Raw genomic sequence first — 24,958 nt, forward strand, 5'->3', positions numbered from 1 at the left:
AAACAGCAAATTTCTTGTTAACATTAATAACTTTACTATTCTAAAACAAAACCCTTACCATGTACATTACGAATATTGATTTCACTATTAGAAATGTATTTTCGAAGTCTAGAAATATAAACATCCATTGAATTACGAGAAAATTCATCCTGACTCTCCCATAATTTTTTCAAAATCTTATTTCTTTCAACAAGTTGTTCAGGATTAGATAATAGCATTTTAAGTAATAAGCACTCTCGCTCCGTAAGCTGCAATACGGAATCATTTATGTGAAGTTTTCTTTTATCTATGTTTAAAAGAACATCTTTCCAAAAAAGTTCATTTTTTTCAGTGATATGATTTTTATTCCGAGCTAAAATGGTCTCTATCTTTGCTAAAAGAATTTCTTCATCTATGGGTTTGGTTATATATTCTTCAGCACCTAGCTGATAACCCTTTAACTGATCTATTTTTAAGTCACGTGCGGTTAGGAAGATAAAGGGTAACTCTATATTTTCTTCTTTTATCATTTTAGCTATTTCATAGCCTGAAGATTGTTTTAGATTAATATCTAAAATGGCTAAATTAAATATTGTAGATGATTTTAATTCTGAAATAGCTTCACTTGCAGTTTCTTTCCAAATTACATTGTATTTTTTGAGCTTCATATATTCAGTCAAAACATAACCAAAGCTTTTATCATCTTCTATGAGTAAAATATTAGTCATTTTCTAAAGGGAAATTTAATTGTACACTTAAACCCTGATTATTTAATGAATTCAACTCCATACTACCAAAATGTTCATTCATAATACTTCGAATATACGCTAAACCCAATCCTTTAAATTTTTCAGGTACTATTTCTTTCTGTAATCCAATACCATTATCTGATGTTTTTATAGAAATTTCATCTTCACTTTTAAAATAGCTTATAGTCAATTCAATAGCTTCTTCATTATGTTTCATTGCATTTTCCCAAATATTAAAAAGCATCAATTGTAAATGATTTTCATCGGCAAATATTTTATAATCTTCTTCTGAAGGTATAAAGCTAATTTTTGTTTTATTTGTAATAAAAATAGGTTTCATCTGTTTAAGTGAGCGTTCAATAATATCAGTAACACTCAAAAGTTTTTTGCTAATATGCAATCTGTCAGCATCAGATTTTACCCAATGTAACACTGTTTTTATATGATTTTCTAACCTATTACTTTCCCTTTGTATTATAGTTATCAACTCGTTAGGATTTTTTTCCTCAGCTAATAAATTAGCACTTAGCTTTATAGATGATAAAGGTGTTTGAAATTGATGAGACAAATGATTAACGAATTCATTCTTTTGTTTAATGAGTCTACTCTGCTTATCATTGAGATAGAATAACCATACGAAAAGTGAAGAAAGGCCAACTAAAAAAGTAATAGGTATAGTATAACTGAGTAATCCCATGTTTTTAGATTTTGGTAGTATATGCAAATAATTTAACCCATCTGCAGCAATCCCACGAATACTTCGCATTTGTGCTGGAGTATGGTCTAAAATATAGCCAGATTCTTCAACTTCTTTTTCAGTGACAGTATCTGGATTAACATCTTTGACTAAACCAATCATTAATAAACAAGATGTACATACTTTTAATGAAGATGCTTTTAAATTTTCATTTGGTTCATTTATATTCAATCGGGAAATAGGCTCTTGCAAACCGTTGAAGTATCCCCAAATAATATCAGCATCAAAAGGTTCAAAATTTTTACGCAAAATAGAATCTGTAAAACGGTTTAGTTTAACTGAATCCTTCCTTAGTGACTTATCTTTATTCTCTAATTGGCGTAGTTCAATTGCGCTTTCCATTAAAGCAGTCTGCATCTCAACTTTATCTAAGTCAATTTTCAACTTGTACTCTTCTTTAATATGGTTGATTTGCCAAATGACTAACCATCCTAAAATTAAAAGTGACAAAACAATTATTATGATACTATTTCTTTTCATTATAAAGGCTAAATTAAAAATTCTAAGTATAGATTTAACATTTTTCAGATTTCGTTAAGGTTTTTAAGTTTTTGTTATAGATCATTCATTTTCAATTCATTCAACTTCAGAATTAACTGAAATAGATTTGCACTGTAATCATAAAATCACATTAAAATGAAAAAATTAATTCTATGTATCTGTTTATTAGTTACTGTATTTTGTAACGCACAGATTGACTTTGTAAAGCATGCCGATTTATTAATGTCTGCACGTCGTGCTTTTGAAAAAAACGAACCAAAAAGAGCATTAGATTTTTATAAAGAAGCTTTTAAAATAAATGGTGTTAATACACCTGCAGAATACATAAAAGCTGCTACATGCGCTGCACAACTTAGAGATGAGATATCTTGCAAAAAATGGATTATAGAAGCAATAGAAAAAGAGAGGATTTCTAAAAAGTTTTTACTCAGTTTCTCTGATAATGACCTTTATCGTAAATGCCTCAATAACATATTACCAAACTATGATAATCATTTGGCTAACTTTTATAAAGCTATTGATAATCCTATGGTATATTTCCAAATACAAGAACTCGTTGATAGAGATCAAGTAACTCGAAAGTTGAGTGATTATCATTTAGGAATTACTGACGAGAACAAAGAAGTCGCTATGGATAGTTGGTTAAAAGCAAGAGCTAATAACGATACTATTGCAATCAAAAAACTCCAAGATATTTTGTTTCCTAAAATTGACAAAGAGCTTAAAGCTTATAACCTAAAAGTAATGAGATACGCTGATAGCTTAAACATTGTAAAGCTTATTGACATTACTAAAGCTCATGGTTGGCATAATGAAGCTTGGGTTTTGCTTTGGCATCAAAGAGGTTCTTATGGAGAAAAAAATTGGGTATGGGATTTCTTTAAACCTTATATTGATAACGAAATTTCAAAAGGAAAAATAACCCCATTCTTCTGGGTTATGTTTGAAGATATTACTTCCCTATACAAAACAGGGAAAAGCATTTATGGTTATCATCCTGGAAAAGTAGATCCTAGAACCGTTAATATAAAAAGACAAAGTATTGGTCTCCCTGAACTCACTCAACAAGAAATTAAAAATAGAAATACTAGAAAGGACAATGGTAGCGTCTTTTAATAACCTCCTAAATATAAAATCATGAAAACAATTAAAATATTACTAAGTACAATTTCATTAATTTTTAGTTTGAGTATATCAAATGCACATGAAATTGACACTAACTTCTATCCAAAAAAAGCTGAAGATGTTACTAATGAAGTTTATAGAAGCTACATAAAAAAATTAGAAAACAGTTATGCAATTATCAAAAATATTGCAACCAAAGATTTAAATTATCTGAACTATTGGAACATTGCAATATGCTATGCTTACATGAAGGTTGATAAAGAGATTATACATCAGCTTTTATTAAGTTCAAAACAGAAAAATGCGTCTTCATTTTGTATGATATTGAATTATGAATATGAGTCTCATAAGAGTAATTTGGAAGATATCCGATTGTATAAAATCTTTGGTAAGACTTATCTAAATTGGATTTCAGACTGTGAAGGCATACATATAAAGAGTAAGTCTCTAGAAGAATTACTCAAAGAAAAGGAACAACTAAATCTAGAGCACTTAAACGAACCCTTAATAGAGAAACTCCTCGTTCTATTAGAAAAAGACCAAAGATACAGAGGTAATGGACATTCTGCTTACGAGAATAATCGAGAAAAGCAACACAGATTAGACAGAGAAGTAGAGCAAGAACTCATAAAAATATTTGAAGAATTTGGCTACCCTTCAAAAGAACTTGTTGGTGATACTTATGCTAGATTAGGCTGTTTACTTCTTGAACACAGTGGGCAACCAAAAACACAGAAAAAATATATCCCATTAGTTGCAAATGCTTTAAAAACCGATAATTCAATTCGACCTTATTTTAAAATGTTAATCGATCGTTATTATTGGAGAACTACTGGTAAACAAGTTTTTGGAAGTCACGCCGGCATACCTTTTCAAAGCGATGAAATCATTTCAGAAATTAAAAAGAAATATAGCTTTTCTGTAGAAAAATCAGTTATGAAATTAAATCAGAATTCAAGAAAAATTATAATCAAAAAACAATAATCATGAAAATATTCAAAAAAATAATAGGTGCCATTTTAATGACTATTTACACAATTACAGCAGTAAATGCACAAGAAATTGATATCAACTATTACCCGCCAAAAAAAGATGTGGTAAGTGCCAAAAACTACAATAAAGGCGTAAGAGATTTAGCTTATGCCTATGCAGATATTGAAGAGCATCCAAACAGAAATTTAGATTATGTGGATTATTGGCGTGTGGCTGTTGCCTATATCTATATGGGAGTTGACAAAGAAACAGTTTACGAACTATTATTAAAATCTAAAGAAAATAATAAACAAGGGTTCTGTATTATTTTAAATGCACAACTTAATAATAGTACAAATAAGATAACTGATTCTCGCTTTTATAAATTCTTAGGTCAAAAAAGATTAGTCAATTTAAGTGACTGCTCAGGAGTAGAAATTGAGCTAGAAAACTCAAATTCTAATAACTTTCCAAAGCTAGAAAAACAGAAAAACTATTTTAGATGGCTTAAAGATAAATCATTCTAAGCTACTGCACTCTTTTGATGAAGAAAGAAATAAAACATTTCTTTAAATCATTGTTGATAATAGTAATAAACCTTTTCTTCTACAAGAAAGGGTTTATTAATTAAAAAATAGTAAGCAAACTTATGGTATATTTAGTCTTATGAATTTCACCTCTAAACTCCCAAACATAGGCACCACAATTTTTACTGTAATGAGTGCACTTGCAAACAAACACAATGCTATTAACTTATCGCAAGGGTTTCCGAATTATCCTAGCGACCAAAAATTAATTGATTTGGTGAATATGGCCATGAACAATGGGCATAACCAATATGCGCCGATGGCTGGAAATTTAGAGTTACGCATAGCGATTGCTAACAAATATGAAAGGCTTTACCAAAACACCTATCATCCTGAAAAAGAAATCACCGTAACAGCAGGTGCAACTCAAGCCATTTACTGTGTTATATCAGCATTTGTGAGACCCAATGATGAGGTCATTGTCTTTAAACCTGCTTATGATTGTTATGAGCCTGCTATAGAAGTTAATGGTGGAAAAGTGATTCCTATTCAGTTATCGGCTCCTGATTACAAAGTGGACTGGACTGAAGTCGCTTCAAAAACATCTTCTAAAACCAAGATGATTCTCATCAACTCACCGCATAACCCAAGTGGAACAATTTGGTCTCAAGAAGATATGCTCGAACTTCAAAAAATAACTCATAACACTGATATTATTGTTTTAAGTGACGAGGTATATGAGCATATTGTTTTTGATAATGAGCAACATCAAAGTGCTTGTCTATTTTCAGATTTAAAACAACGCAGTTTTATTACGGCTTCTTTTGGAAAAACGTTTCATAATACGGGTTGGAAAATTGGTTATACATGCGGTCCTGAAGCACTTATGAAAGAGTTTCGAAAAGTGCATCAATTCAACGTGTTTTCTGTACATCATCCATCTCAAAAAGGGATTGCTGATTATATGCAAGACGAAACGACCTATTTAGGTTTAAATCAATTTTTTCAACAAAAACGCGATTTGTTTTTAAGCTTAATAAAAGATTCTATATTTAAGTTTACACCTTCAAAAGGGACTTATTTTCAAGTCTTAGATTATTCTGAAATTACAGATGAAAATGATGTGAATTTTGCTAAACGCCTAACCAAAGAATTTGGTATAGCATCGATTCCGCTTTCAGTTTTTAACCTCAATCAAAAAGATGATAAAGTCTTACGTTTTTGTTTTGCTAAAACAGATGAAACTTTAGTAAAAGCTGCTGAGATTTTAAATAACATCTAATCCAAAGCCTTAGTTAACTTCTGCATAAACTCTCCCACTTTGGAAGGCTCTAACCAACGTGTTACGACAACAACATTATGAGCTCTATCAACAACAATAAAATTACCACCAAAGCCTGCAGCATAATAGATGCTCTCAGAAACATTCTCCCAATGACGAGGGCCTTTTTTATTGAGCCACCACATATAACCATAATTTATATTTGGTTGTGATGGTGTAATTGCGCGTTCTATCCAATCCTTACTAATTAACTGTTCATTTTTCCATTTGCCATTATTTAAAAACAGTAATCCAAAACGTGCCATATCCTCAGCTGAAATAAAAATTCCTGCTCCTGAATGGCCACCGCCTGTAACTGATTTCATCTTAAGCCCATCAATTGTTGCCCAAGCATTATCATAACCAAACCAACGCCACGTTGTTGAAGCATCAATTTTATCCATCACGTGTTCTTTTAAGACTTGTGGTAGTGGTTTGCGCCAAACTTGTAATGCAGAGTATGCTAATACATTTACACGCACATCATTGTATTCCATTTTTGTTCCTGGGTCGTGATATTTTCTGTTTTTCCAATCGTCCAAATCGCCTTCTCTTGGAGGTCTATCAGCCCAATCCTTTCCGCCCCATATTTCACCTGACCAATCTGAGTTTTGTTGTAGTAAATGCTGCCACGTAATTTTTGAGTTATGAGCACCATTGAAAGTACCATCCCAAACATAATCTTTCACAAAATCGATCTCATTAGCAATCAACCCTTTATCAACAGCCAAACCAGTAACTGTAGACAAAAAACTTTTTGTGACACTAAACGTCATATCTACACGTTTTGTATCTCCCCATTTTGCAACTATATAACCATCTTTGAGTATTAAGCCTGCTGGTCCACCACGTTTTTTTGTTGGTCCTAAAATGTCATGAAAAGGTTCACGAGCAAATCCTTTGAGAATGGCAATACGTAAATCTCTTGAACCAGAATATTCATTAGTCTTGGCGAACTCAACTGCATCATTTAACCATTCCGAGTTTATATCTACATCTGCCGGTACTTTTTCTTCCCAAACTTCATTCTTCTTAGGAAAATACTCAACTTGTGCAGAAACACAATAAAAACAAAACAACAGTACAAGCAGAAAACCTCTCTTAGCTAGAAACATAGTATCTATTTATGTTAATTAATTTATTAAGCCTTGTAAATTTACTAATTTTAAATCATGAAAACCGACTTAAAAATTGCGCTTATCCAAACCGATTTAGTTTGGGAAAGTCCTGAAGAAAATCGCAAAAAATTTCATCAGAAAATTGAAAGTATTTCTGATACAATAGATATCATTGTATTACCTGAAATGTTCACCTCTGGTTTTACGATGAATGCAAGCTCAGTTGCAGAAACTATGAATGGCGAAACTTTAACTTGGCTAAAAGAATTGGCTTCAAAAAAGGATATTGCTATAACAGGAAGTTTGGTGATTTCAGAAAACAACATCTTTTATAATCGTTCTGTTTTTGTTCATCCTAATGGAAAAGTAGATACTTATGATAAACGTCACACATTTACTTTAGCAGGTGAACACAAAACTTACACTTCGGGGACATCTAAAACTACAGTTGATTATCTAGGATGGAAAATTTGCCCTCTAATTTGTTACGATTTACGATTTCCTGTATGGGCAAGAAATACGGAAGACTACGATGTGTTACTTTATGTCGCCAATTGGCCTAAACCTCGTATTAATGCTTGGGATGCGCTCTTAAAAGCTCGAGCTATTGAAAATATGAGTTATTGTATTGGTATTAATCGCATTGGTATGGACGATACAGGCCATGATTACCCAGGCCACTCTACTTGTTACGATGTTTTAGGTAGAAAAATAAGTGACCTAAAACCTCATCAAGACGCTATTGAAGTTGTAACTCTTGAAAAAACAGTTATTGAAACCTATCGTAATAAACTTAATTTTTTAAACGATAGAGATCGTTTTACTCTTTTAGAATAAACTCAATAATATAATCGAAATTTGGTCTTACAGGGTCAATAGGTTCAGCGTAACTGACACGCTCTGGCTGAATCTTCTTTAAGTAATTACCAGAATCATATTTGCCATTTTTATTGGTATCAAAAATAGCTCGAAGTTGATACTGTCTTGCTTCAATATCATTAAAATCTACCACTGGATATGTGTCTGCATATTGCTCATACAATACTTTTCCTCTGTCGTCAATAAGCTGAACGATCAAAGGGAATTTTGCATTGATCAAATTCACCCTAATATTGCCAAAATCAGATTTTTTACGTGTATTAAAACTAAAGTTTAAGGTGTCATTTACTTCGCCATAAAAATCTGTAAATGCAGATGGCAATATCTCCATTTTGTATTTTTCAGTTTCTTTTAAATCTATTTTAAATTTATAACGGTTATAAAGTTCATCAAACTCTACATTATATTTTACCGGTACAGAATCTTTATCAATTAGCTTAATCTTTGTTGTATCTATTTTGGCAAATGGTGTAGATGCTTCAAGCGCTATATCATCATTAAAACTTAGTGTTCCTGGTTTAAATGCCGTTATAGTCAAAGAATCTTTATCTGCATTTCTGAATTTGTATTTAAACGTCTCTGTGAAATTTTCACTCTTCACTAGGAATAAAGCAGAATCCACTTCGACTTTTGGCTTATACCAATAATACAAACTATCCGTTTCTTTGTCTCTAGTTAATCTATATTCTATATTTTTTATTGAATCTGATTGCACTTCAACTTCAACGTTTTCTAATTCACCTTCGAATGGAAATAGTATTCGCTGCTCTGCGATTTGGCTTGGTTTTAAAACCTTAAAATCTAATGTTTCCTTAAAAAGGGTAATATTATATATGGCATCTGTTGGCACTGTAATTTCACCTTCGTAATATCCTATTTTATCAGTTTTTGGCTGGTAAGTGAAATTAGCATTTTCGTCTTTTAAAGCCACCAGTCTATATTTACCAGCTTTAATATTATCGATACTAAATGTTGTTAAACTATCTAGCGTATTGGTTACAAATTTTGGTTTCTCCTTGTAGACAATAGAATCAGTATACGTTGTATCAGATTCGTAAAGCATCACAGAAATAAATGGATCTGCATTTCTATTCTCGGCATCAAAAACAGCGCCTTTTACAGATAAAGAATCTATTGTATCGCCTGTCGAAAACACATAACGGTAATACGGATATGGATTTTCCTCATTATTGTCTACTATACTTTGACCAAAATTGATGGCGTAAGTCGTGTTATCTGCTAATGTATCTTTAATTTTTATGGTAATATACTTGCTTGCAGTACCCAAAGGCGTGATTACTGGTGGCGTATCCATTGGCGGTGAAATAATCAACTGCTTCTGCAAATCTTTGAGTTTCACAAACTCATCGAAATAAATTTTAATCTCTCGGTTTCTAAAATTTGTAGAATAATTTTTAGGATTCTCATTAGTAATTTCTGGTGGTGTCACATCTTTTTCTCCGCCAGAAGGTCTACCACGACTTGCACAACCTGCAGCTAATAAAATTGCAGATAGAATTACAAAATATACCCTAAAGGACTTTATAAACATTAGCTTCAAAAAATTTAAGCAAATTAACAACTTAATTCTATTAATAACGAACAAACTACTCAGCAATTGCCATAGTGGCAACACTAATTTTTACATTCGGAATTGTATTTAAAAGTGTAACACAAGCTTCTATAGTTGCGCCAGTTGTAATAATATCATCGACTAATAAAATATGTTGGCCTTCTAAACTTTCCACTTCTCCAAGAGCAAATCGTGTATTGGCATTATCAAAACGGGTATTTCGGTCTTTAAAAACTTGTGTTCTTGCATGCTTTATTTTTACCAAAACACCTTCATTATATTCAGAACCTAAAGCTTTTGCAATAGCTTGTCCAAATTTTGTAACTTGATTATAACCTCGTTCTCTACGTTTGTTTCTATGTAAAGGCACAGGTACTACAATATCTATATCCTTATAGTCTTCGATTTTAGCTAATTCTTCACCAAGCCAATCTCCAAGAAATTTACCTATTTGTTCGTGACCACGATACTTTAAATTATGAAGTAGTTCTTGTACCAATCCTTTTTTTGAAAAATGAAGTAATGCTGTGGTGTTTTCGAGTTCTACACGGCCGTATAGCATTTTTTTAACAGCATGACTATTTTCAAAATGAAAATTAGTCACCGGTAGCTCATGCCTACAATTTATACAAATCACTTTCTCATTATTTTGTAATGGTGTTTTACAAGCTTCGCATATTTGCGGAAAGAATAAATTGATGAGATTTTTAAGCAAACGTGTTTTGATTTGAATAGTCGTCAGTTCGAGCTTTTCTGAAAGAAAAGTATCGAGAACAAGACACTTAATTTATTAAATTCTATTTTCGATACATCTCTCCTTAAGTCGAGACACTCGAATTGACGAATTTTTTCATTTATAACTTAAATGTAATCTTTATTTTTGAAGCTTCTATAAATTACCAAAAACCAACCGTTAATTGTGACGGTTTTATATTTTTGCAGCATGGCAAATAACGATGACAAATTTAAAAAGGTAATCTCGCATGCAAAGGAGTACGGATATGTATTTCAGAGCAGTGAAGTTTACGACGGTTTAAGTGCTGTTTATGATTACGCACAAAACGGTGTTGAATTAAAGAAAAACATACGCGACTATTGGTGGAAAGCCATGGTACAAATGAATGATAATATTGTAGGTATAGATGCTGCAATATTTATGCATCCAACCACATGGAAAGCTTCTGGTCACGTTGATGCCTTCAATGATCCCTTAATAGATAACAAAGATTCTAAAAAGCGTTATCGTGCAGATGTTTTAATCGAAGATTATTGTGCTAAGATTGAAAACAAAATAGAAAAAGAAGTGAAAAAAGCAGCCAAGCGTTTTGGTGATGCTTTTAATAAAGAAGAGTTTTTATCAACAAATGGCCGTGTTTTAGGATACCAAGAAAAAATAAATACTATTCTATCTCGAATGGGTAAATCTTTAGAAAATGAAGATTTAGCAGACGTTAAAGCATTGATTGAAGAGCTAGAAATTGCTGACCCATTATCTGGAAGTAAAAACTGGACAGACGTCAAGCAATTTAACTTGATGTTTGGCACAAAATTAGGTGCCTCTGCAGATTCCGCAATGGATTTATATTTAAGACCTGAAACCGCGCAAGGTATTTTTGTCAACTTTTTAAATGTGCAAAAAACAGGTCGAATGAAGATTCCGTTTGGTATTGCACAAACTGGAAAAGCCTTTAGAAATGAGATTGTGGCACGCCAATTTATCTTTAGAATGCGTGAGTTTGAACAAATGGAAATGCAATTTTTCATTAAACCAGGCTCGCAAGGCGAATGGTTTAAACATTGGAAAGAAGCACGATTAAAGTGGCACTTATCGCTTGGATTGGGAGAAGATAATTACCGTTTTCACGACCACGAAAAGTTAGCACATTATGCAGATGCAGCTACAGATATTGAGTTTAAATTCCCTTTTGGATTTAAAGAATTAGAAGGTATCCACAGCCGTACTGATTTTGATTTAAAACAACACGAAGAATACTCTGGTAAAAAACTACAGTATTTTGACCATGAAGATAACGAAAGCTACACACCATATGTTTTAGAAACCTCTATTGGATTAGATCGTATGTTTTTGGCGGTATTCTCAAACGCATTACAAGAAGAAGAATTAGAAAATAACACAACCCGTACCGTTTTAAAATTACCTGCAGTTTTAGCACCTGTTAAAGCGGCTATTTTACCACTCGTAAGAAAAGATGAAGCCTTAGTAAAATTATCTAAGAAAATTATTGATGATTTAAAATGGGATTTTAGCGTAGCTTATGACGAGAAAGATGCAGTTGGCCGTCGTTACAGACGTCAAGATGCAAATGGAACTCCATTTTGCATTACTGTAGATGGAGAAAGTTTAGAGAATAATACTGTAACCATACGTCATAGAGATACTATGGAACAACAGCGAGTAAAGATTGAAGATTTAAAAGCAATCATCAAAAAAGAAGTAGACGTTAAGGAATGGTTGATGAGGATGTAATAAACAAAAATCAATTTATAAAAAAAGCACCTAAGAATTTAGGTGCTTTTTGTTTTATATTAAGTTTAATTTTAAAAACGATAACCTAAAGTAATCCCTACTTTAGAAACAAAATCTATATCCGTTTTATCTGTATTAAAAAGGTTTCTACCAACACCTAAACTCAATTCTCCTACAAAGCCTCCTTTGGTTACCCATTTGCCTCCAAGACCAATACCTAAGGCAAAATCGGTTTCAAAATCATCTGTATTACCAAATAAATCTGGCTCAATAGAATTAAGCATACCAAATCCTTCTAAGAAAAATCCTGCTGCATACTTTTTACCGAAGTAAAAACGGTAATACGGCGAAATATAATACTGAATATCATCTTTTATATCAGAATCATAAGGCAAGAAAACGTTAATTCCTAGACCAGATTCTTCGTTTAGTAAATATTCGTAAGTCACATCAAAAGCACCTATGACTAGAAAAAGCCCATTGACTTTGAGTTCATGATTTCCTGAATAAATATCAGATTCTGACTGCTCTTGAGCTTGCATGCTAACAAAAGAAATACATAATAGTATTAAAAAGATTTTTTTCATAATTGATTGAATTGTTTTGTGATTACAACGCAAAGATGTTTAATTTTATAAAAGGTTGCGTTAAATAAATCATATTTTTAAAAATAAGCTTTCAACTGTACAGTACCAGTATGTATAGTCTTTGACGTTTCGGTTTTACGTCCAAAATAATTAAGGTTTAAATCCAAAAACTTAGTTAACTTTTTCTGTGCAATTAAACTCCACGTAAAGTTTCGCCCTGGTTGCAAACCTTCTAATATCTGAAACGCTACAGCTGTATTTGCATTACCTGTGTAATCATTTTGAAAATAATTAAACTCACCTGTCAATGCAACTTTCTGGGCATTGTTATAGGTGAATGAAAATCCATAGTTGTTTTGCAGTAACTCTTCAGAATTGCCTATAGTGTTTTTCTTATTAGTGTATTTATAAAAAACATCGAACTGCGCATTTTCACTAAATATGTAAGATAGTTTTGGTTGAAACTGTGTCTCATCTATATTAAAATCTCGAGATGAGAAGCCCTCGTTTGTACTTTCAGAATTACTAAATATATTTTCAAGATTTAACAACCAACTTTTAGCAAACTTATGGTTAAAATTAAACTGATGGCTTCGTAAATTACTCGTCTGAGCGCCAATAGATAATAGACTCTGACTCTTATTTGTTAGATAGGTATAAGATGTGGTGTAGCGTTGTTTCCCGCGGTTGTAAAACAATACGTTACGTAAACTAAAGTTTAATCCTAATCGGTTTGGATCTATGCCACTTTTTATAGAAAGTACTTCAAACGGATTCAAATTAAAATCACCGCCATCACGACGCAATTTGTTATCCACTAAAAAAGAGGTTTGATTGTAAAAATGTGACCAGAACTTTTTGGATTTGTTTTCTGATGAATTCCATTTCTGAGGATTAAACGTTACTGTTTGACTAAAACGATTTTGATGTGTTTGTACAAATACCTGATTAGGTAACAATACTCTTATATAATTGCCTTGATCAGCAAATTGGGCGACTTCAAATTCGCCTAATTCTTGTATCCCATTTTCGTTATAATCTATCCATGTAAAATTACCTTGACCGGGCTCAACCTCAACAAAAGTAAAATCTTGTTGTGGTAAGGTTCCAGAATTGGTCTCGTAACTTGTATTGAGAATTAAAACATTTTTAAATAAGCGTTGATTGTAGTTTAATCTGCTATTAAGAGATTGCTCATCTTGTGAGGTGTTATCTTCCGCCTTTAGCGTCCTATAATTAACAAATAACTGTAAATTACTGGTCTTATTCTGAATTAAACGTGACTTTAAATAGTAGGTGTTAGAGGTGTTTACACGTTGCAAATTATTATTTCTTAAGCTGTCATTAAGTCTATGTATATAGCCCAATTCTACAAATACTTTTGTGCTGTCACCAATCCCGGCAAAGGCCTCATAAGATGTAAATTTCTGACTTAAAGCTGTTAAGTTCCCCGAGGCTTTTTCGGTTTGCTTATTATCTTCAAGAGCAAATTTCACACCAGCCCATTTATTGTCCTTACCATAAACAACACGATTAAAAGACCTTACAAATTCTGACCTGTTTAATGTCGAATTATTACTCAGAGCACTTGATTGAGAATAGATACTGAAGCTTCCTAATCGTAAATCTGCATTGAGATTATGTCTATTTCCATTAAAAGCCTCGGAATAATTAAGGTGTTCATAATTATACGCAGCTCGTCCTTTTTTATGATGAAATATTTGAACGCCTGAATTAAAAAGTAGCTGGTCTCCTAAACTTACATTACCTTGATTAGCTTCAGAATTATCCAGATTCCAATCACGTGCAAATTCTGGTCGGTACAGTCGTTGTACTGTTCTAAAATTATCTTGTAGATAATCAACATCTGCAATAGCCGAAACATTCCAAGCACTATCTTTTTTTATGAGCTTTTGTTGCACTTTAAACTTCCCAGCAAAACCATCATTATTATTATCGTCAGCACTTGAGAAAAGGTTCAAATCATTTTTACTACCTGCCAATTCAAAAAACACATTTGTCTTTTCAGTTGGTATATAAGATCCATTTAGCGTTGCTATTTGTAAGCGTTCTGGAGCGACTAATTGAATAATAGGCTCAAAATTACCTTGAGGAATTCCTGCAATTGGTGGTACAAATTCATAAATATTAGCAACTGTACTATCGTTACTCAATACATAATTCCCTTGATTATTTCCCACTAAAGTAAATCGCACGCTAAAGAGTTGGTCATTAGGATCATTAGAAAACACAAATATTTCTTCAGTACCAAATAACTCTTTACGGTACAGAATCCTGTTTTCAGAAAATGATTCTTCAACGGCAGAAGGTGCCGTCATTAAACTTTTATCATCTCCAGCTACTGCTAATATCTGGACTTGTTCCGTAGATAAATTCTGTTGTAATGGTTGGTTTTTTGCATCACTTTCAGAATACACAGAAAGATTCAACTTCAATTTTTCACTTTGGTATTGTCCGCCGCCGTAAACCGTAAATCTCGAATAATTGCGCTCACTAAATTGATAGTCAACAGTGATTCTCATTTCTGAAGTAATCGGAAATGTAGAATTAAAAATTATTTCGCCGGCATTATAATCTATAATATAATCTTTGTTTTCTCCACGTTGTAAAGGCACACCATTGACATAAACGGTTTCACTTCCTGAAACTACAAGTACAAATAATTCACCATTTTGCCCACGTAATTTATAAGGTCCTTGATTGCCTTCTTGTGCTGTAAATTGACTGGTCGTAAACTGACCACGTACCAAAGCACCAGAAGCAAAAACTGATGTCTTCTCACTCAAATTGGCATTAACTAATAAGCCTTGCACACGTTTACTAAATCCATTAAAGTAACTCGTGTTGTTGTTTAAATCTATATCTCCAGCTCGTATGCGCCAGTCTTGGCTAAATATTTCAATAAAAATTTGATCGAACTCATCCAATCGCTGGGAAAATCCACTTTCTTGTAACGGAATATTTGCATCTTGTATCGATGCTCTTAAAGAAACTTTTTCACTTAATTTTCCGGAAATTTGCAAATCTAATTCGCTATTTAAAACAGAATTTTGATTATTACCAATAGTTACACCACGAGAAATGCTTCCTGATGTGGTTAATCCGTCAAAAGGTGTAAAATTATTTGTTCTGTTTGTATTCTGAATTTGAAATAACTTTTGTCGCGCTTTTGTGTTTTTAACAATAATATTATCATCAAGCTGCCTATATGTTTTAGTAATAAATTTTGGATACTGAAGATATTCGACAACAATTGTATCTATAGATATTGGTTGCTTAAAACGCAATATGGATTTAGCAAAATCTACAGAATATAAGGTAGAGTCTATAATTACACCTGACTTAGTTCTTATCTTAAACAGGTTTGGGTTGATGCTTACAGAATCTATTTTAATCGAATCTTTAACCGCTATTTTTTTAGTACGATAATTACTAGACTTGTCCTGTCCTAGGGCAGCAAACGAAAGCAGAAAACATAGAAAAGTAATTATTATTCGCATATAGAACAGTAACGCCTTTATTTAAGACATATTTCACAATAAAAAGCATTGTAAAAGTACAGTATTATTTATTTTTGAAATTGAACTAATTCTTTAACATGAAAATAGCATCATACAACGTCAACGGTATTAGAGCCGCATTAAAAAAAGGATTTATAGAATGGTTAACAGCAACTGACCCTGATGTCATATGCTTACAAGAAATAAAGGCTCAAGAAGACCAATTAGATTTAAATGTTTTTGCCGAAGCAGGTTACACATACAATTACTGGTTTAGTGCACAAAAAAAAGGCTATAGCGGTGTTGCTATTTTAAGTAAAACAGAACCAAATCATGTCGAGTTTGGTACAGGAATAGAATCTATGGATTTTGAAGGCCGAAACATTAGAGCAGATTTTGATAATGTATCTGTAATGAGTTTGTACTTACCATCAGGAACAAATGATGCGCGATTGAATTTTAAACTCAATTATATGGCCGAGTTCCAAGACTATATTAACAGCCTAAGAAAAGACTTTCCTAAACTTGTAATCTGTGGTGATTATAACATTTGCCATGAAGAAATCGATATCCATAACCCAAAAATGAAAGGTGTTTCGGGATTTTTGCCTGAAGAACGTGAGTGGTTAGGCAAATTTTTGGACAGCGGCCTCGTAGATACATTTAGATACTTAAACCCTGAATTACAAAAATATTCGTGGTGGAGTTACAGAGCAAACGCGCGTGCAAATAACAAAGGTTGGCGTTTGGATTATGCCTTAGCAACTAAACCTTTACAAGAAAATCTAAAACGAAGCGTTATACTCACCGAAGCTGTACATAGTGACCATTGTCCTATTTTGCTGGAGTTAGAATTTTAAATTAAACCATCCCTTAAACCCAAATAAAACCTATGATTAAAAAAGTAACAATCCTAGCCTTAAGTTTAAGTTTATTTTCTTCCTGTGTATCTAAAAAGATTTATACAGATTTAGAAGACAAATATGCCAATCTTAAAAAAGAACATCGCCAACTCTCTGATGATAATCAATCACTTTCTGAAGCAAAAACAAAGCTCGAAAATGATTTGAACAAACTCCAAAAAGCCTATGATGATGCTATAAAAGAGCGTGACCAATTGACAACAGAATTGGCTGCTACAAAAGCAAATCTAGACAACTTAAAAGCCTCATATAAAGCTTTGGAGGAAAATAGCTCAGCTTCAATTGCGGCAAATTCTAAAAAGAATAGAGAGTTATTAGCGCAACTCGAAGCTAAAGAACAAGCTTTAGCTGCTGAAAGTGACCGATTGAACAAATTACAAAAAGAATTAGAGAGTGGCTCTAAACGTGTTGCAGAATTAGAAACAATTATTGCTAACAAAGATGCTGCAATGACCAAACTAAAAGATGCCATTTCTAAAGCCTTGACTAATTTTGAAGGCAAAGGATTGACAGTTGAACAGCGTGATGGGAAAGTTTACATCTCAATGGAAAACAAACTCCTTTTTAATTCAGGTAGTTGGTCTGTAGGTTCCGAAGGTCGTAAAGCGGTACAGCAACTGGGAAGTGTTTTAGCAGACAATCCGGATATAGATATTTTAATTGAAGGACACACAGATAATGTCCCTTATAAAGGTAATGCCCAATTAAGTGGCAACTGGGATTTATCGACAAAACGTGCCACTGCAATTGTAAATATATTGCGTGAAAACACGTCAATTAATCCTGAAAATTTAACTGCCGCTGGTCGTGGTGAATATGCCCCAATTGCAAGTAATGATTCCGCTGAAGGCAAAGCAAAAAACAGACGTATCGAAGTGATTTTAACACCTAAACTAGATGAGATTTCTAAGTTATTGAATGATATATAAGCGTCTTATAATATTGCTATTTTGTTTTCCAGTGTTTAGTATTTCGCAAAACACTAAAGACGTTGGTTTTCTGAAAGACATGCCTTATCTGAAATACAAAATCAATTGTGACAGCACTTCTGGAAGTAATATTGAACATAGAATCTGCTTGAATATTGAGCTTAGAAAAACGGATTCTTTAATGTTATCAAAGTTTAATAAATATATTGCTTTAGTCGATAGCGACAGTACTAAGATCAAACTTAAAGATTTCCAGAAAGCATGGGAAAAAGAACGCAAAATTTTAAGTCAACATATGAGTGATGGCTTAGAAGGTAATTCTGAAGCAATAATTTACATGCATAGCATGTTAACCATTACAGAGCATAGAATCAGAACCTTAGATTTTTTATTGGAAGATAAGTTTTGATTAAAAACTTAACAATCTTTTAGACCTTTCAAGTTTTACAAACCTGAAAGGTCTTCTTATTTTTGTTAAAATTTTTTACTCTACTATGAAATACACCACCCTTCCGAATACAGATATAAATGTTAGTAAAATATGTCTTGGCACCATGACTTGGGGAAACCAAAACACACAAGACGAAGGTTTTGCTCAAATGGATTTAGCACTAGACAAAGGTGTAAACTTTTTTGATGTTGCAGAATTATATCCTGTACCTGCAACAGCAGAAACTTATGCAGAGACAGAGCGTATTATAGGTAATTGGTTTTCAAAAACAGGTCATAGAGATAAAGTGGTTTTAGCTACTAAAATAGCAGGCCCTGGAGATTACACAGCACATATTCGCACTACTGGCTTTAGTAAACAAGCGCTTAATGAAGCCGTAGACAATAGTTTAAAACGCTTACAAACAGATTACATAGATTTATACCAACTGCACTGGCCTGAGCGAGAGACTTTGCTTTTTGGAACAAGAGATTATGTTCATAATCCTAATGACCCATGGCAAGACAACTTTAATGAAATACTACATAATCTAGATGAAATTATAAAATCTGGAAAGGTGAGACATATTGGTATTTCTAACGAAGGCGCTTGGGGAACCATGCGCTATTTAGAAGAAGCTAAATACAATAATCTACCTCGAATGATTACCATACAGAATGCATATTCCTTATTGTGCAGACCATTTGAAGGCGCATTGGCTGAAATTGCCCATCGTGAAAATATTGGTCTTTTAGCCTATTCACCAATGGCTTTTGGTGTTTTATCTGGTAAATATATTAAAGGTACTGCTGCAGATAATGCACGTCTAAAGTTATTCCCACGATTTGCAAGATATAGTGGTGAGCAAGCTACAGAGGCTACTAAGCGCTACCTTAAAATTGCAGAAGAGAATAATCTGAGTTTAGCGCAAATGTCACTAGCTTTTGTGAATAGCAGGCCGTTTTTAACGAGTAATATTATTGGCGCAACCAATTTACAACAGCTAGAAGAAAATATAGATAGTATTAATATTACACTAAGTGAAGAGGTGATGAAGGCTATAAACGAAGTACATGCATCGATTCCTAATCCAGCGCCTTAAACTAAACTTTATTTAAACAAAAAAAGGCAGAGATTTCTGCCTTTTTGTTTTTATTAATCTATTAAATGTAATTCGCCTTTAGCGTCTAACGCTTTAAGGTTTTTTACTAAATCCAATGCATCTGGCACCACATCACTACATAAAATAATTAGTGAGCCCTTTTCTGCATTTTTAACAGCATATTTAATCGCTTCTTTTTCTGAAGGTATTATCGTTGTTTTCTTATTTGGGTCCTTACTTTTAATACCGTCATTAAGCATCTTAATTAACTCTTCTTCCGTTTTTCCTCTAAGACGCTTATCTTGTCTAATGATAATTTCATCAAACATCTCAGCAGCTATACTTCCCATTTCATTATTATCCTCAACACGTCTATCTCCAATGCCTGCAATAATTCCGACTTTAACAGTAGATTCTAACTCATCTGTAAATTTTTGTAGCGCTCTCATTCCTGCAGGATTGTGCGCATAATCTAACAAAATATTAAAGTCATTAAATTCAAATAAATTTAACCGTCCTGGTGTTTGAGAAGCAGAAGGGATAAAGGTTTCTAAACCAGCCTTAATATCTTCATTACTAATTCCTTGAATATTAGCAGCTAACACAGCAGCCAAAACATTCTGTATCATAAACTTAGCTTTCCCGCCATAAGTTAATGGAATGTTTTCAGCTTTCATGATGCGCATTTTCCATTCACCTCTGCAAATAGTTACAAAACCACTTTCATAGACTGCTGTTATACCATTTAATCTCTGCAATGCTTTAATACGTGGGTTGTTTTCATCCATTGAAAATAGTGCTACATTACATTCTACATTTCGCCTCATGTCATAAACTAAATCGTCATCTGCATTTAAAATAGCGTAACCATCTGGTAAAACAGTTTCTGGAACTACAGCTTTCACCTTAGCTAATTGTTCTATCGTATTAATCCCTTTTAATCCTAAATGATCCGCAGCTACATTAGTTACAACAGCAACATCACATTTCTTAAATCCTAAACCGGCTCTTAATAAACCACCTCTAGCACATTCTAAAACTGCAAAGTTTACTGTTGGATCTTTTAGCACAAATTCTGTACTAGCTGGACCTGTGCAATCGCCTGTCATTAATAACCTGTTCTGAATATACACACCATCGCTAGTTGTGTAACCAACACGATAGCCTTTCATTTTAGCAATATGCGCTATTAAACGCGTCGTAGTTGTTTTTCCATTTGTTCCTGAAGTCGCAATAATTGGGATTCTTCCTGTGTCTCCTTTTTGAGGAAATAATTTATCAATTACTGGTGCTGCAACATTTCTTGGTAAGCCAGTAGTTGGTGCTAGATGCATTCTAAAACCAGGACCTGCATTAACTTCTAAAACAGCACCTCCAGTTTCTGACAATGGTTTGGTTATGTCTGTTGTCATCACATCAATACCACAAATGTCTAAATCAATAATCTTAGAGATTCGTTCTGCCATACTTACATTAGCAGGATGCACAATATCAGTCACATCTTCTGCTGTACCACCAGTACTTAGGTTAGCTGTATCTTTTAAAATTAACTTTTCACCTTCAGCTATAATCGAGTCTAATGTATAACCTGCATCCGCAATAAGTTTTTGTGTAAGCTCATTTGTTGTGATTTGGGTCAAAACTTTTTCATGACCATATCCACGACGAGGATCACTATTTACCTTATCAATTAATTCTTGAATTGTCGATTTTCCATCACCTATTACATGTGCCGGCGTTCTAATTGCAGCTGCGACCAATTTATTATTAATGACTAATAACCTATAATCATCACCTGTAATAAATTTTTCAACTATAATAGCGCCGCTTCTTGAACTATCTTTTGCATGTCTAAAAGCTACTAATGCATCATCATAATTTTGAATATCTACGGTAATTCCACGACCATGATTACCGTCAATTGGTTTTATCACTAGCGGAAACCCCACATATCTGCATGCTTCTTCTAAGCTTCTTTCTCGTCGAATAATATCACCTCTTGGCACTTCAACTTCAGCTTGTTCTAATAAGTATTTTGTGTCTTCTTTATCACATGCTAGCTCAACACCAATACTACTAGTTTCACTTGTAACAGTCGCTTGAATTCGTTTTTGATTGGCCCCATACCCTAATTGACACAATGAATATTTGTTAAGTCTAATCCAAGGGATGCCTCTAGCTTCAGCTTCGGCGACTATTGAACCGGTACTTGGTCCTAACCTATCAGCTTCTCGAAGTTCACGCATCTCTTGTATATCTTCAGATAAATCATAGTCTTCACCAGCAATTAAAGCTTCACATATTCTAACTGCAGCTTTAGCAGCATAACGTCCAACTGATTCCTCCATATAAGAAAACACTACATTATAAACACCTTCTTCACCATAACCCCGAGTTCTACCAAAGCCAGTGTCCATTCCTGCTAAGGTTTGAATCTCTAAAGCAATATGTTCAATAACATGACCCATCCAAGTACCATCATCTACACGCATAAAAAAACCACCCTCACAACCTTCTGAGCAGCGATGAGAATACATACTAGGGAACATGGCTTTTAATCGTTCTGGAAATCCATCTATTTTATTTGATGGATACTCTTCCATTTCTTGAAGGTCTAAAACCATTACAATTAACTTATGTCGTCTCACAGACCAATAGTTTGGTCCTCGCATTGCATTAATACTTCTTATCTCCATTATGGTTGGTTTTTTATTTAGTGAAAGATTATAAATATAGTATTTTTCAATAGAAATTTTGACTTATTTTTGCCCAATATTTTTAGATTAAAATTATGCAGAAAGCAAAAGGGATATTAATACCAATTGGAGGAAATGAAGATAAAGGTATTGAAGCAGATGAAATGTATACCTTAGAGTTTATTGAAGAAGGCATACTGGCGCATGTTGTTAAAGAAGCCGGTGGTATAGATTCTAATATTGTTGTAATCCCTACAGCTTCAAGTATTCCGGTTGAAGTTGGTGAAAGTTATTTAACAGCCTTTTCAACTTTGGGGTGCAAAAACGTAGAAATTTTAGACATCCGTTCTAAAAAAGATTCTGAAACAAAGCACTCTATTGAGCTTATTAATAATGCAAATTGTGTCATGTTTTCTGGAGGAAATCAGTCTAAGATAACTGATAAAATAGGTGACACTACCATTCATAAAATCTTAGCAGATCGCTATAAAAACGAAGAGGGTTTTGTTATAGCTGGTACTAGTGCTGGTGCTATGGCCATGGCGAATGAAATGATTGCTGGTGGAAGCGCCTCAGAATCGTTTATTAAAGGAGCAGTGCTCATGTACAAGGGTTTAAGTCTAATTCCTGAATTAATTATTGATACTCATTTTATCCGCCGTGGAAGATTTGGTCGTGTTGCAGAAGCTGTTGCTCAACATCCAAAACTTATTGGACTTGGCTTAGCAGAAGATACTGGTTTAATTATTAAGAATAATTGTTTTGAGGTTATTGGCTCAGGTATGGTTATTGTTTTTGATGGTAGAAAAATAAAGCATAATAATCATGCTATTCTTGAGGAAGGCACACCGATGTCTTTAACCAACTTAAAAACGCATATTCTATCTAATGGAGATCGTTTTAATATTAAAAAGAAAAAGGTAGAAGTTTTACCAATTGAAGCACCTTTTATATAACTTGGTCTTAGCTCTGCCACCACTATTGTTATACATATAATTTCATTTCGTATTGATTTACAGAATTCTGTAAACCTTCTAATTCTAGAGCCTCTACTTTGCGCACTAACCTATCATCAACATTATTGATTCTAATATTTGAATTAATAGAATATATTGCAGAAAATAGATTTTGCCATTGAGAAACTGAATCTTCTAAAATTTCAAACTGAGCGATATATCCACTTTTTGAATTCATTATAAAATACGATTGTAATATATTCTTAGCATGTACTTCATAATAGTCATAATTCCCTTTTATCAAACTCTCTTTTTGATTATCCCAAGAATATACGTTTTGATTTGAGAATGCATCCCAATTCATCTCATGATGCAACACTTTTTTCAACTCAAAATCATCTTTACTATTCGAAGAAATTTCGCCTTTAAAACACCTGTAATGTTTGTAGATTTCAAAACCTATACCTTCATAAGACTTAATTGCTTTTACATTTTCGGTAATCACTTCTAGTTGACATTTTGCAACTCCGCTTTTAATTAATTCTAGCATGGCATAATCGTAAATAGACTTTACAATTCGTTGTCCTCTATATTCTGGGAGTACTCCTGTTCCAGAATTATATGCTGTTAAATAACCTTGACGCTCATCAACTGCATGTATTATAAATCCAACTAATTTATCGCTGTCAAACATTCCATAAGACATGTCATATCTAACTCCTGAAGCGTTCCAACGTTCGCGATAAAAATCATAATCTGTTGGCATTTTTACAAAGTAATTTTCGAATGCAGATAAGAAGCATTCCATAATAACCGTAAAATCAGTATATCCTAAATGCCTTACAATCACTATTTATAGATTGAAATTTCTTCTTTTCCGTTTGAAGATTTACAAGCGCGATACATCCCTTCAGTATTAAAAGGCATCGCAATATTACCTTTAGTATCTACAGCAATAAGACCGCCATCTCCATGTATCTCTAGTATTCTTTTGTGGATAACTTCATCTGCGGCATCATCAAGTGTCATCGCTTTATGTTCCATTAAACAAGATACGTCATAAGCTACTACACCTCTTATAAAAAATTCTCCACTTCCAGTACAACTTACTGCACAAGTTTTATTGTTAGCATAATTACCTGCACCAATCATTGGACTATCTCCAACTCGTCCCCATTTTTTATTGGTCATACCACCTGTTGATGTTGCAGCAGCAATATTTCCATCTTGATCACAAGCTACTGCACCAACAGTTCCAAATTTTCCATCCTTTTTTACGCTATGATCTAACTGAAAATTATCACTGTCTTTTATGCCTTGCCATTGCTGATAACGTACCTCATCATAGAAATAATCCGGAGTTTTAATTTCATAACCTTGGTTTTTAGCAAATGTCATAGCGCCTTCACCAGCTAAAAACACGTGATAACTTTTATCCATTACATCTCTTGCCAAGGCCACTGGATTTTTAATTCCTGTGACTAAAGACACAGCTCCTGCATTTAGTGTTTTACCATCCATAATAGCTGCATCCATTTCATGGGTGCCTTCTGCTGTAAATACAGAACCTTTTCCTGCATTAAATAGAGGTGTGTCTTCCAATAATTTAACAGCAACCTCAACAGCTTCAATTGCAGATTTTCCATCCTCAAGAATTTTATAACCAGCTTCTCTAGCCACTTTTAACGCGTTTTTATACTGCTCTTCCAATTCTTTAGTCATTAGGCCTTTTACTAAAGTACCAGCACCTCCGTGTATAGCTATTGAAAATGTTTTCATATCTAAAATTTGATTCTGGAAAATTACAAATTGCATTTCAAATAAA

21 protein-coding genes are annotated in these 24,958 nt (G+C 33.3%); 11 read left to right on the plus strand and 10 right to left on the minus strand.

All coding sequences use genetic code 11. The annotated features are described in order from the left end of the window. Positions 1–35: 35 nt before the first annotated feature. Positions 36–707 (minus strand): response regulator transcription factor, encoded by a 672-nt coding sequence (locus tag IEV10_RS01270; RefSeq protein ID WP_188372883.1) that lies wholly within the window; start codon positions 705–707, stop codon positions 36–38. Next, entirely contained in the window at positions 700–1,965 is a 1,266-nt protein-coding gene (locus IEV10_RS01275) for a sensor histidine kinase (protein WP_188372884.1), read from the minus strand. The genes IEV10_RS01270 and IEV10_RS01275 overlap by 8 nt, the downstream gene beginning before the upstream one ends. A 156-nt stretch (positions 1,966–2,121) precedes the next feature. On the opposite strand from IEV10_RS01275, the gene IEV10_RS01280 reads away from it, so the two are divergent. From IEV10_RS01280 to IEV10_RS01295, 4 genes are all read left to right on the plus strand, one after another. Next, positions 2,122–3,102 carry a hypothetical protein gene (locus IEV10_RS01280; protein WP_188372885.1) on the plus strand — a complete coding sequence of 327 codons (981 nt, stop codon included), beginning with the start codon at positions 2,122–2,124 and terminating at the stop codon, positions 3,100–3,102. Between the two features lie 21 nt (positions 3,103–3,123). Further along, positions 3,124–4,095, plus strand: coding sequence for a hypothetical protein (locus IEV10_RS01285; protein WP_188372886.1), 972 nt, complete (start codon positions 3,124–3,126; stop codon positions 4,093–4,095). 2 nt (positions 4,096–4,097) lie between these two features. After that, a complete protein-coding gene (locus tag IEV10_RS01290) occupies positions 4,098–4,610 on the plus strand; it encodes a hypothetical protein (protein ID WP_188372887.1) in 513 nt (170 codons plus the stop codon). 139 nt (positions 4,611–4,749) lie between these two features. Then, positions 4,750–5,892: a methionine aminotransferase gene (locus IEV10_RS01295; RefSeq protein ID WP_188372888.1), complete on the plus strand. Its 1,143-nt coding sequence runs from the start codon at positions 4,750–4,752 to the stop codon at positions 5,890–5,892. Here the strand turns inward: IEV10_RS01295 and IEV10_RS01300 are convergent. Further along, the gene (locus IEV10_RS01300) at positions 5,889–7,046 is read right to left on the minus strand and encodes a serine hydrolase domain-containing protein (protein ID WP_188372889.1); all 1,158 of its coding nucleotides are present in this window, start codon (positions 7,044–7,046) and stop codon (positions 5,889–5,891) included. The two genes, IEV10_RS01295 and IEV10_RS01300, sit on opposite strands and share 4 nt — an antisense overlap. A 57-nt stretch (positions 7,047–7,103) precedes the next feature. On the opposite strand from IEV10_RS01300, the gene IEV10_RS01305 reads away from it, so the two are divergent. Further along, a complete protein-coding gene (locus tag IEV10_RS01305; RefSeq protein WP_188372890.1) occupies positions 7,104–7,886 on the plus strand; it encodes an amidohydrolase in 783 nt (260 codons plus the stop codon). Here IEV10_RS01305 and IEV10_RS01310 read toward each other — a convergent pair. Both IEV10_RS01310 and IEV10_RS01315 read right to left on the minus strand, forming a co-directional pair. Beyond that, positions 7,870–9,480: an Ig-like domain-containing domain gene (locus IEV10_RS01310; RefSeq protein WP_188372891.1), complete on the minus strand. Its 1,611-nt coding sequence runs from the start codon at positions 9,478–9,480 to the stop codon at positions 7,870–7,872. The two genes, IEV10_RS01305 and IEV10_RS01310, sit on opposite strands and share 17 nt — an antisense overlap. 55 nt (positions 9,481–9,535) lie before the next feature. Continuing rightward, positions 9,536–10,216, minus strand: a complete 681-nt coding sequence (locus IEV10_RS01315) for a ComF family protein (protein ID WP_188372892.1) — start codon at positions 10,214–10,216, stop codon at positions 9,536–9,538. Positions 10,217–10,444: 228 nt separating this feature from the next. On the opposite strand from IEV10_RS01315, the gene IEV10_RS01320 reads away from it, so the two are divergent. Beyond that, a complete protein-coding gene (locus tag IEV10_RS01320) occupies positions 10,445–11,989 on the plus strand; it encodes a glycine--tRNA ligase (RefSeq protein WP_188372893.1) in 1,545 nt (514 codons plus the stop codon). Positions 11,990–12,060: 71 nt separating this feature from the next. On the opposite strand, the gene IEV10_RS01325 is transcribed toward IEV10_RS01320, so the two are convergent. Beyond that, positions 12,061–12,576, minus strand: a complete 516-nt coding sequence (locus IEV10_RS01325) for a DUF3575 domain-containing protein (RefSeq protein WP_188372894.1) — start codon at positions 12,574–12,576, stop codon at positions 12,061–12,063. A 77-nt stretch (positions 12,577–12,653) separates the two neighbouring features. Beyond that, complete coding sequence (locus tag IEV10_RS01330; protein WP_188372895.1) at positions 12,654–16,097, minus strand: DUF8818 domain-containing protein; 3,444 nt, start codon at positions 16,095–16,097, stop codon at positions 12,654–12,656. Positions 16,098–16,195: 98 nt separating this feature from the next. On the opposite strand from IEV10_RS01330, the gene IEV10_RS01335 reads away from it, so the two are divergent. The 4 genes from IEV10_RS01335 (at position 16,196) to IEV10_RS01350 (ending at position 19,481) form a co-directional block, all read left to right on the plus strand. Further along, the gene (locus tag IEV10_RS01335) at positions 16,196–16,957 is read left to right on the plus strand and encodes an exodeoxyribonuclease III (RefSeq protein ID WP_188372896.1); all 762 of its coding nucleotides are present in this window, start codon (positions 16,196–16,198) and stop codon (positions 16,955–16,957) included. Between the two features lie 32 nt (positions 16,958–16,989). Beyond that, the gene (locus IEV10_RS01340) at positions 16,990–17,949 is read left to right on the plus strand and encodes an OmpA family protein (protein ID WP_188372897.1); all 960 of its coding nucleotides are present in this window, start codon (positions 16,990–16,992) and stop codon (positions 17,947–17,949) included. After that, positions 17,939–18,358, plus strand: coding sequence for a lysozyme inhibitor LprI family protein (locus IEV10_RS01345; RefSeq protein ID WP_188372898.1), 420 nt, complete (start codon positions 17,939–17,941; stop codon positions 18,356–18,358). Before IEV10_RS01340 ends, IEV10_RS01345 begins: the two co-directional genes overlap by 11 nt. A gap of 85 nt (positions 18,359–18,443) precedes the next feature. Beyond that, positions 18,444–19,481 (plus strand): aldo/keto reductase, encoded by a 1,038-nt coding sequence (locus tag IEV10_RS01350; RefSeq protein WP_188372899.1) that lies wholly within the window; start codon positions 18,444–18,446, stop codon positions 19,479–19,481. 53 nt (positions 19,482–19,534) lie between these two features. Here the strand turns inward: IEV10_RS01350 and cphA are convergent, their stop codons facing one another. Next, entirely contained in the window at positions 19,535–22,177 is a 2,643-nt protein-coding gene (gene cphA, locus IEV10_RS01355; RefSeq protein WP_188372900.1) for a cyanophycin synthetase, read from the minus strand. A gap of 95 nt (positions 22,178–22,272) precedes the next feature. Between cphA and IEV10_RS01360 the strand changes: the two genes are divergently transcribed. After that, on the plus strand, positions 22,273–23,133 hold the full coding sequence (locus IEV10_RS01360; protein ID WP_188372901.1) for a cyanophycinase: 861 nt from the start codon (positions 22,273–22,275) through the stop codon (positions 23,131–23,133). Positions 23,134–23,161: 28 nt separating this feature from the next. On the opposite strand, the gene IEV10_RS01365 is transcribed toward IEV10_RS01360, so the two are convergent. Together IEV10_RS01365 and IEV10_RS01370 are read right to left on the minus strand one after the other, a co-directional pair. After that, positions 23,162–23,983: a GNAT family N-acetyltransferase gene (locus tag IEV10_RS01365; protein WP_188372902.1), complete on the minus strand. Its 822-nt coding sequence runs from the start codon at positions 23,981–23,983 to the stop codon at positions 23,162–23,164. Beyond that, on the minus strand, positions 23,983–24,912 hold the full coding sequence (locus IEV10_RS01370) for an isoaspartyl peptidase/L-asparaginase family protein (RefSeq protein WP_188372903.1): 930 nt from the start codon (positions 24,910–24,912) through the stop codon (positions 23,983–23,985). Before IEV10_RS01370 ends, IEV10_RS01365 begins: the two co-directional genes overlap by 1 nt. Between the last annotated feature and the right edge of the window lie 46 nt (positions 24,913–24,958).

The sequence above is a fragment of the Winogradskyella haliclonae genome, assembly GCF_014635865.1.
In the GTDB taxonomy this organism is placed as follows: domain Bacteria; phylum Bacteroidota; class Bacteroidia; order Flavobacteriales; family Flavobacteriaceae; genus Winogradskyella; species Winogradskyella haliclonae.

What these genes read in the sequence shown, in the direction of transcription:
- IEV10_RS01270 (WP_188372883.1), bottom strand. Translation starts at nt 707, where the DNA reads ATGACTAATATTTTACTCATAGAAGATGATAAAAGCTTTGGTTATGTT.
- IEV10_RS01275 (WP_188372884.1), bottom strand. Translation starts at nt 1,965, where the DNA reads ATGAAAAGAAATAGTATCATAATAATTGTTTTGTCACTTTTAATTTTA.
- IEV10_RS01280 (WP_188372885.1), top strand. Translation starts at nt 2,122, where the DNA reads ATGAAAAAATTAATTCTATGTATCTGTTTATTAGTTACTGTATTTTGT.
- IEV10_RS01285 (WP_188372886.1), top strand. Translation starts at nt 3,124, where the DNA reads ATGAAAACAATTAAAATATTACTAAGTACAATTTCATTAATTTTTAGT.
- IEV10_RS01290 (WP_188372887.1), top strand. Translation starts at nt 4,098, where the DNA reads ATGAAAATATTCAAAAAAATAATAGGTGCCATTTTAATGACTATTTAC.
- IEV10_RS01295 (WP_188372888.1), top strand. Translation starts at nt 4,750, where the DNA reads ATGAATTTCACCTCTAAACTCCCAAACATAGGCACCACAATTTTTACT.
- IEV10_RS01300 (WP_188372889.1), bottom strand. Translation starts at nt 7,046, where the DNA reads ATGTTTCTAGCTAAGAGAGGTTTTCTGCTTGTACTGTTGTTTTGTTTT.
- IEV10_RS01305 (WP_188372890.1), top strand. Translation starts at nt 7,104, where the DNA reads ATGAAAACCGACTTAAAAATTGCGCTTATCCAAACCGATTTAGTTTGG.
- IEV10_RS01310 (WP_188372891.1), bottom strand. Translation starts at nt 9,480, where the DNA reads ATGTTTATAAAGTCCTTTAGGGTATATTTTGTAATTCTATCTGCAATT.
- IEV10_RS01320 (WP_188372893.1), top strand. Translation starts at nt 10,445, where the DNA reads ATGGCAAATAACGATGACAAATTTAAAAAGGTAATCTCGCATGCAAAG.
- IEV10_RS01325 (WP_188372894.1), bottom strand. Translation starts at nt 12,576, where the DNA reads ATGAAAAAAATCTTTTTAATACTATTATGTATTTCTTTTGTTAGCATG.
- IEV10_RS01330 (WP_188372895.1), bottom strand. Translation starts at nt 16,097, where the DNA reads ATGCGAATAATAATTACTTTTCTATGTTTTCTGCTTTCGTTTGCTGCC.
- IEV10_RS01335 (WP_188372896.1), top strand. Translation starts at nt 16,196, where the DNA reads ATGAAAATAGCATCATACAACGTCAACGGTATTAGAGCCGCATTAAAA.
- IEV10_RS01340 (WP_188372897.1), top strand. Translation starts at nt 16,990, where the DNA reads ATGATTAAAAAAGTAACAATCCTAGCCTTAAGTTTAAGTTTATTTTCT.
- IEV10_RS01345 (WP_188372898.1), top strand. Translation starts at nt 17,939, where the DNA reads ATGATATATAAGCGTCTTATAATATTGCTATTTTGTTTTCCAGTGTTT.
- IEV10_RS01350 (WP_188372899.1), top strand. Translation starts at nt 18,444, where the DNA reads ATGAAATACACCACCCTTCCGAATACAGATATAAATGTTAGTAAAATA.
- cphA (WP_188372900.1), bottom strand. Translation starts at nt 22,177, where the DNA reads ATGGAGATAAGAAGTATTAATGCAATGCGAGGACCAAACTATTGGTCT.
- IEV10_RS01360 (WP_188372901.1), top strand. Translation starts at nt 22,273, where the DNA reads ATGCAGAAAGCAAAAGGGATATTAATACCAATTGGAGGAAATGAAGAT.
- IEV10_RS01370 (WP_188372903.1), bottom strand. Translation starts at nt 24,912, where the DNA reads ATGAAAACATTTTCAATAGCTATACACGGAGGTGCTGGTACTTTAGTA.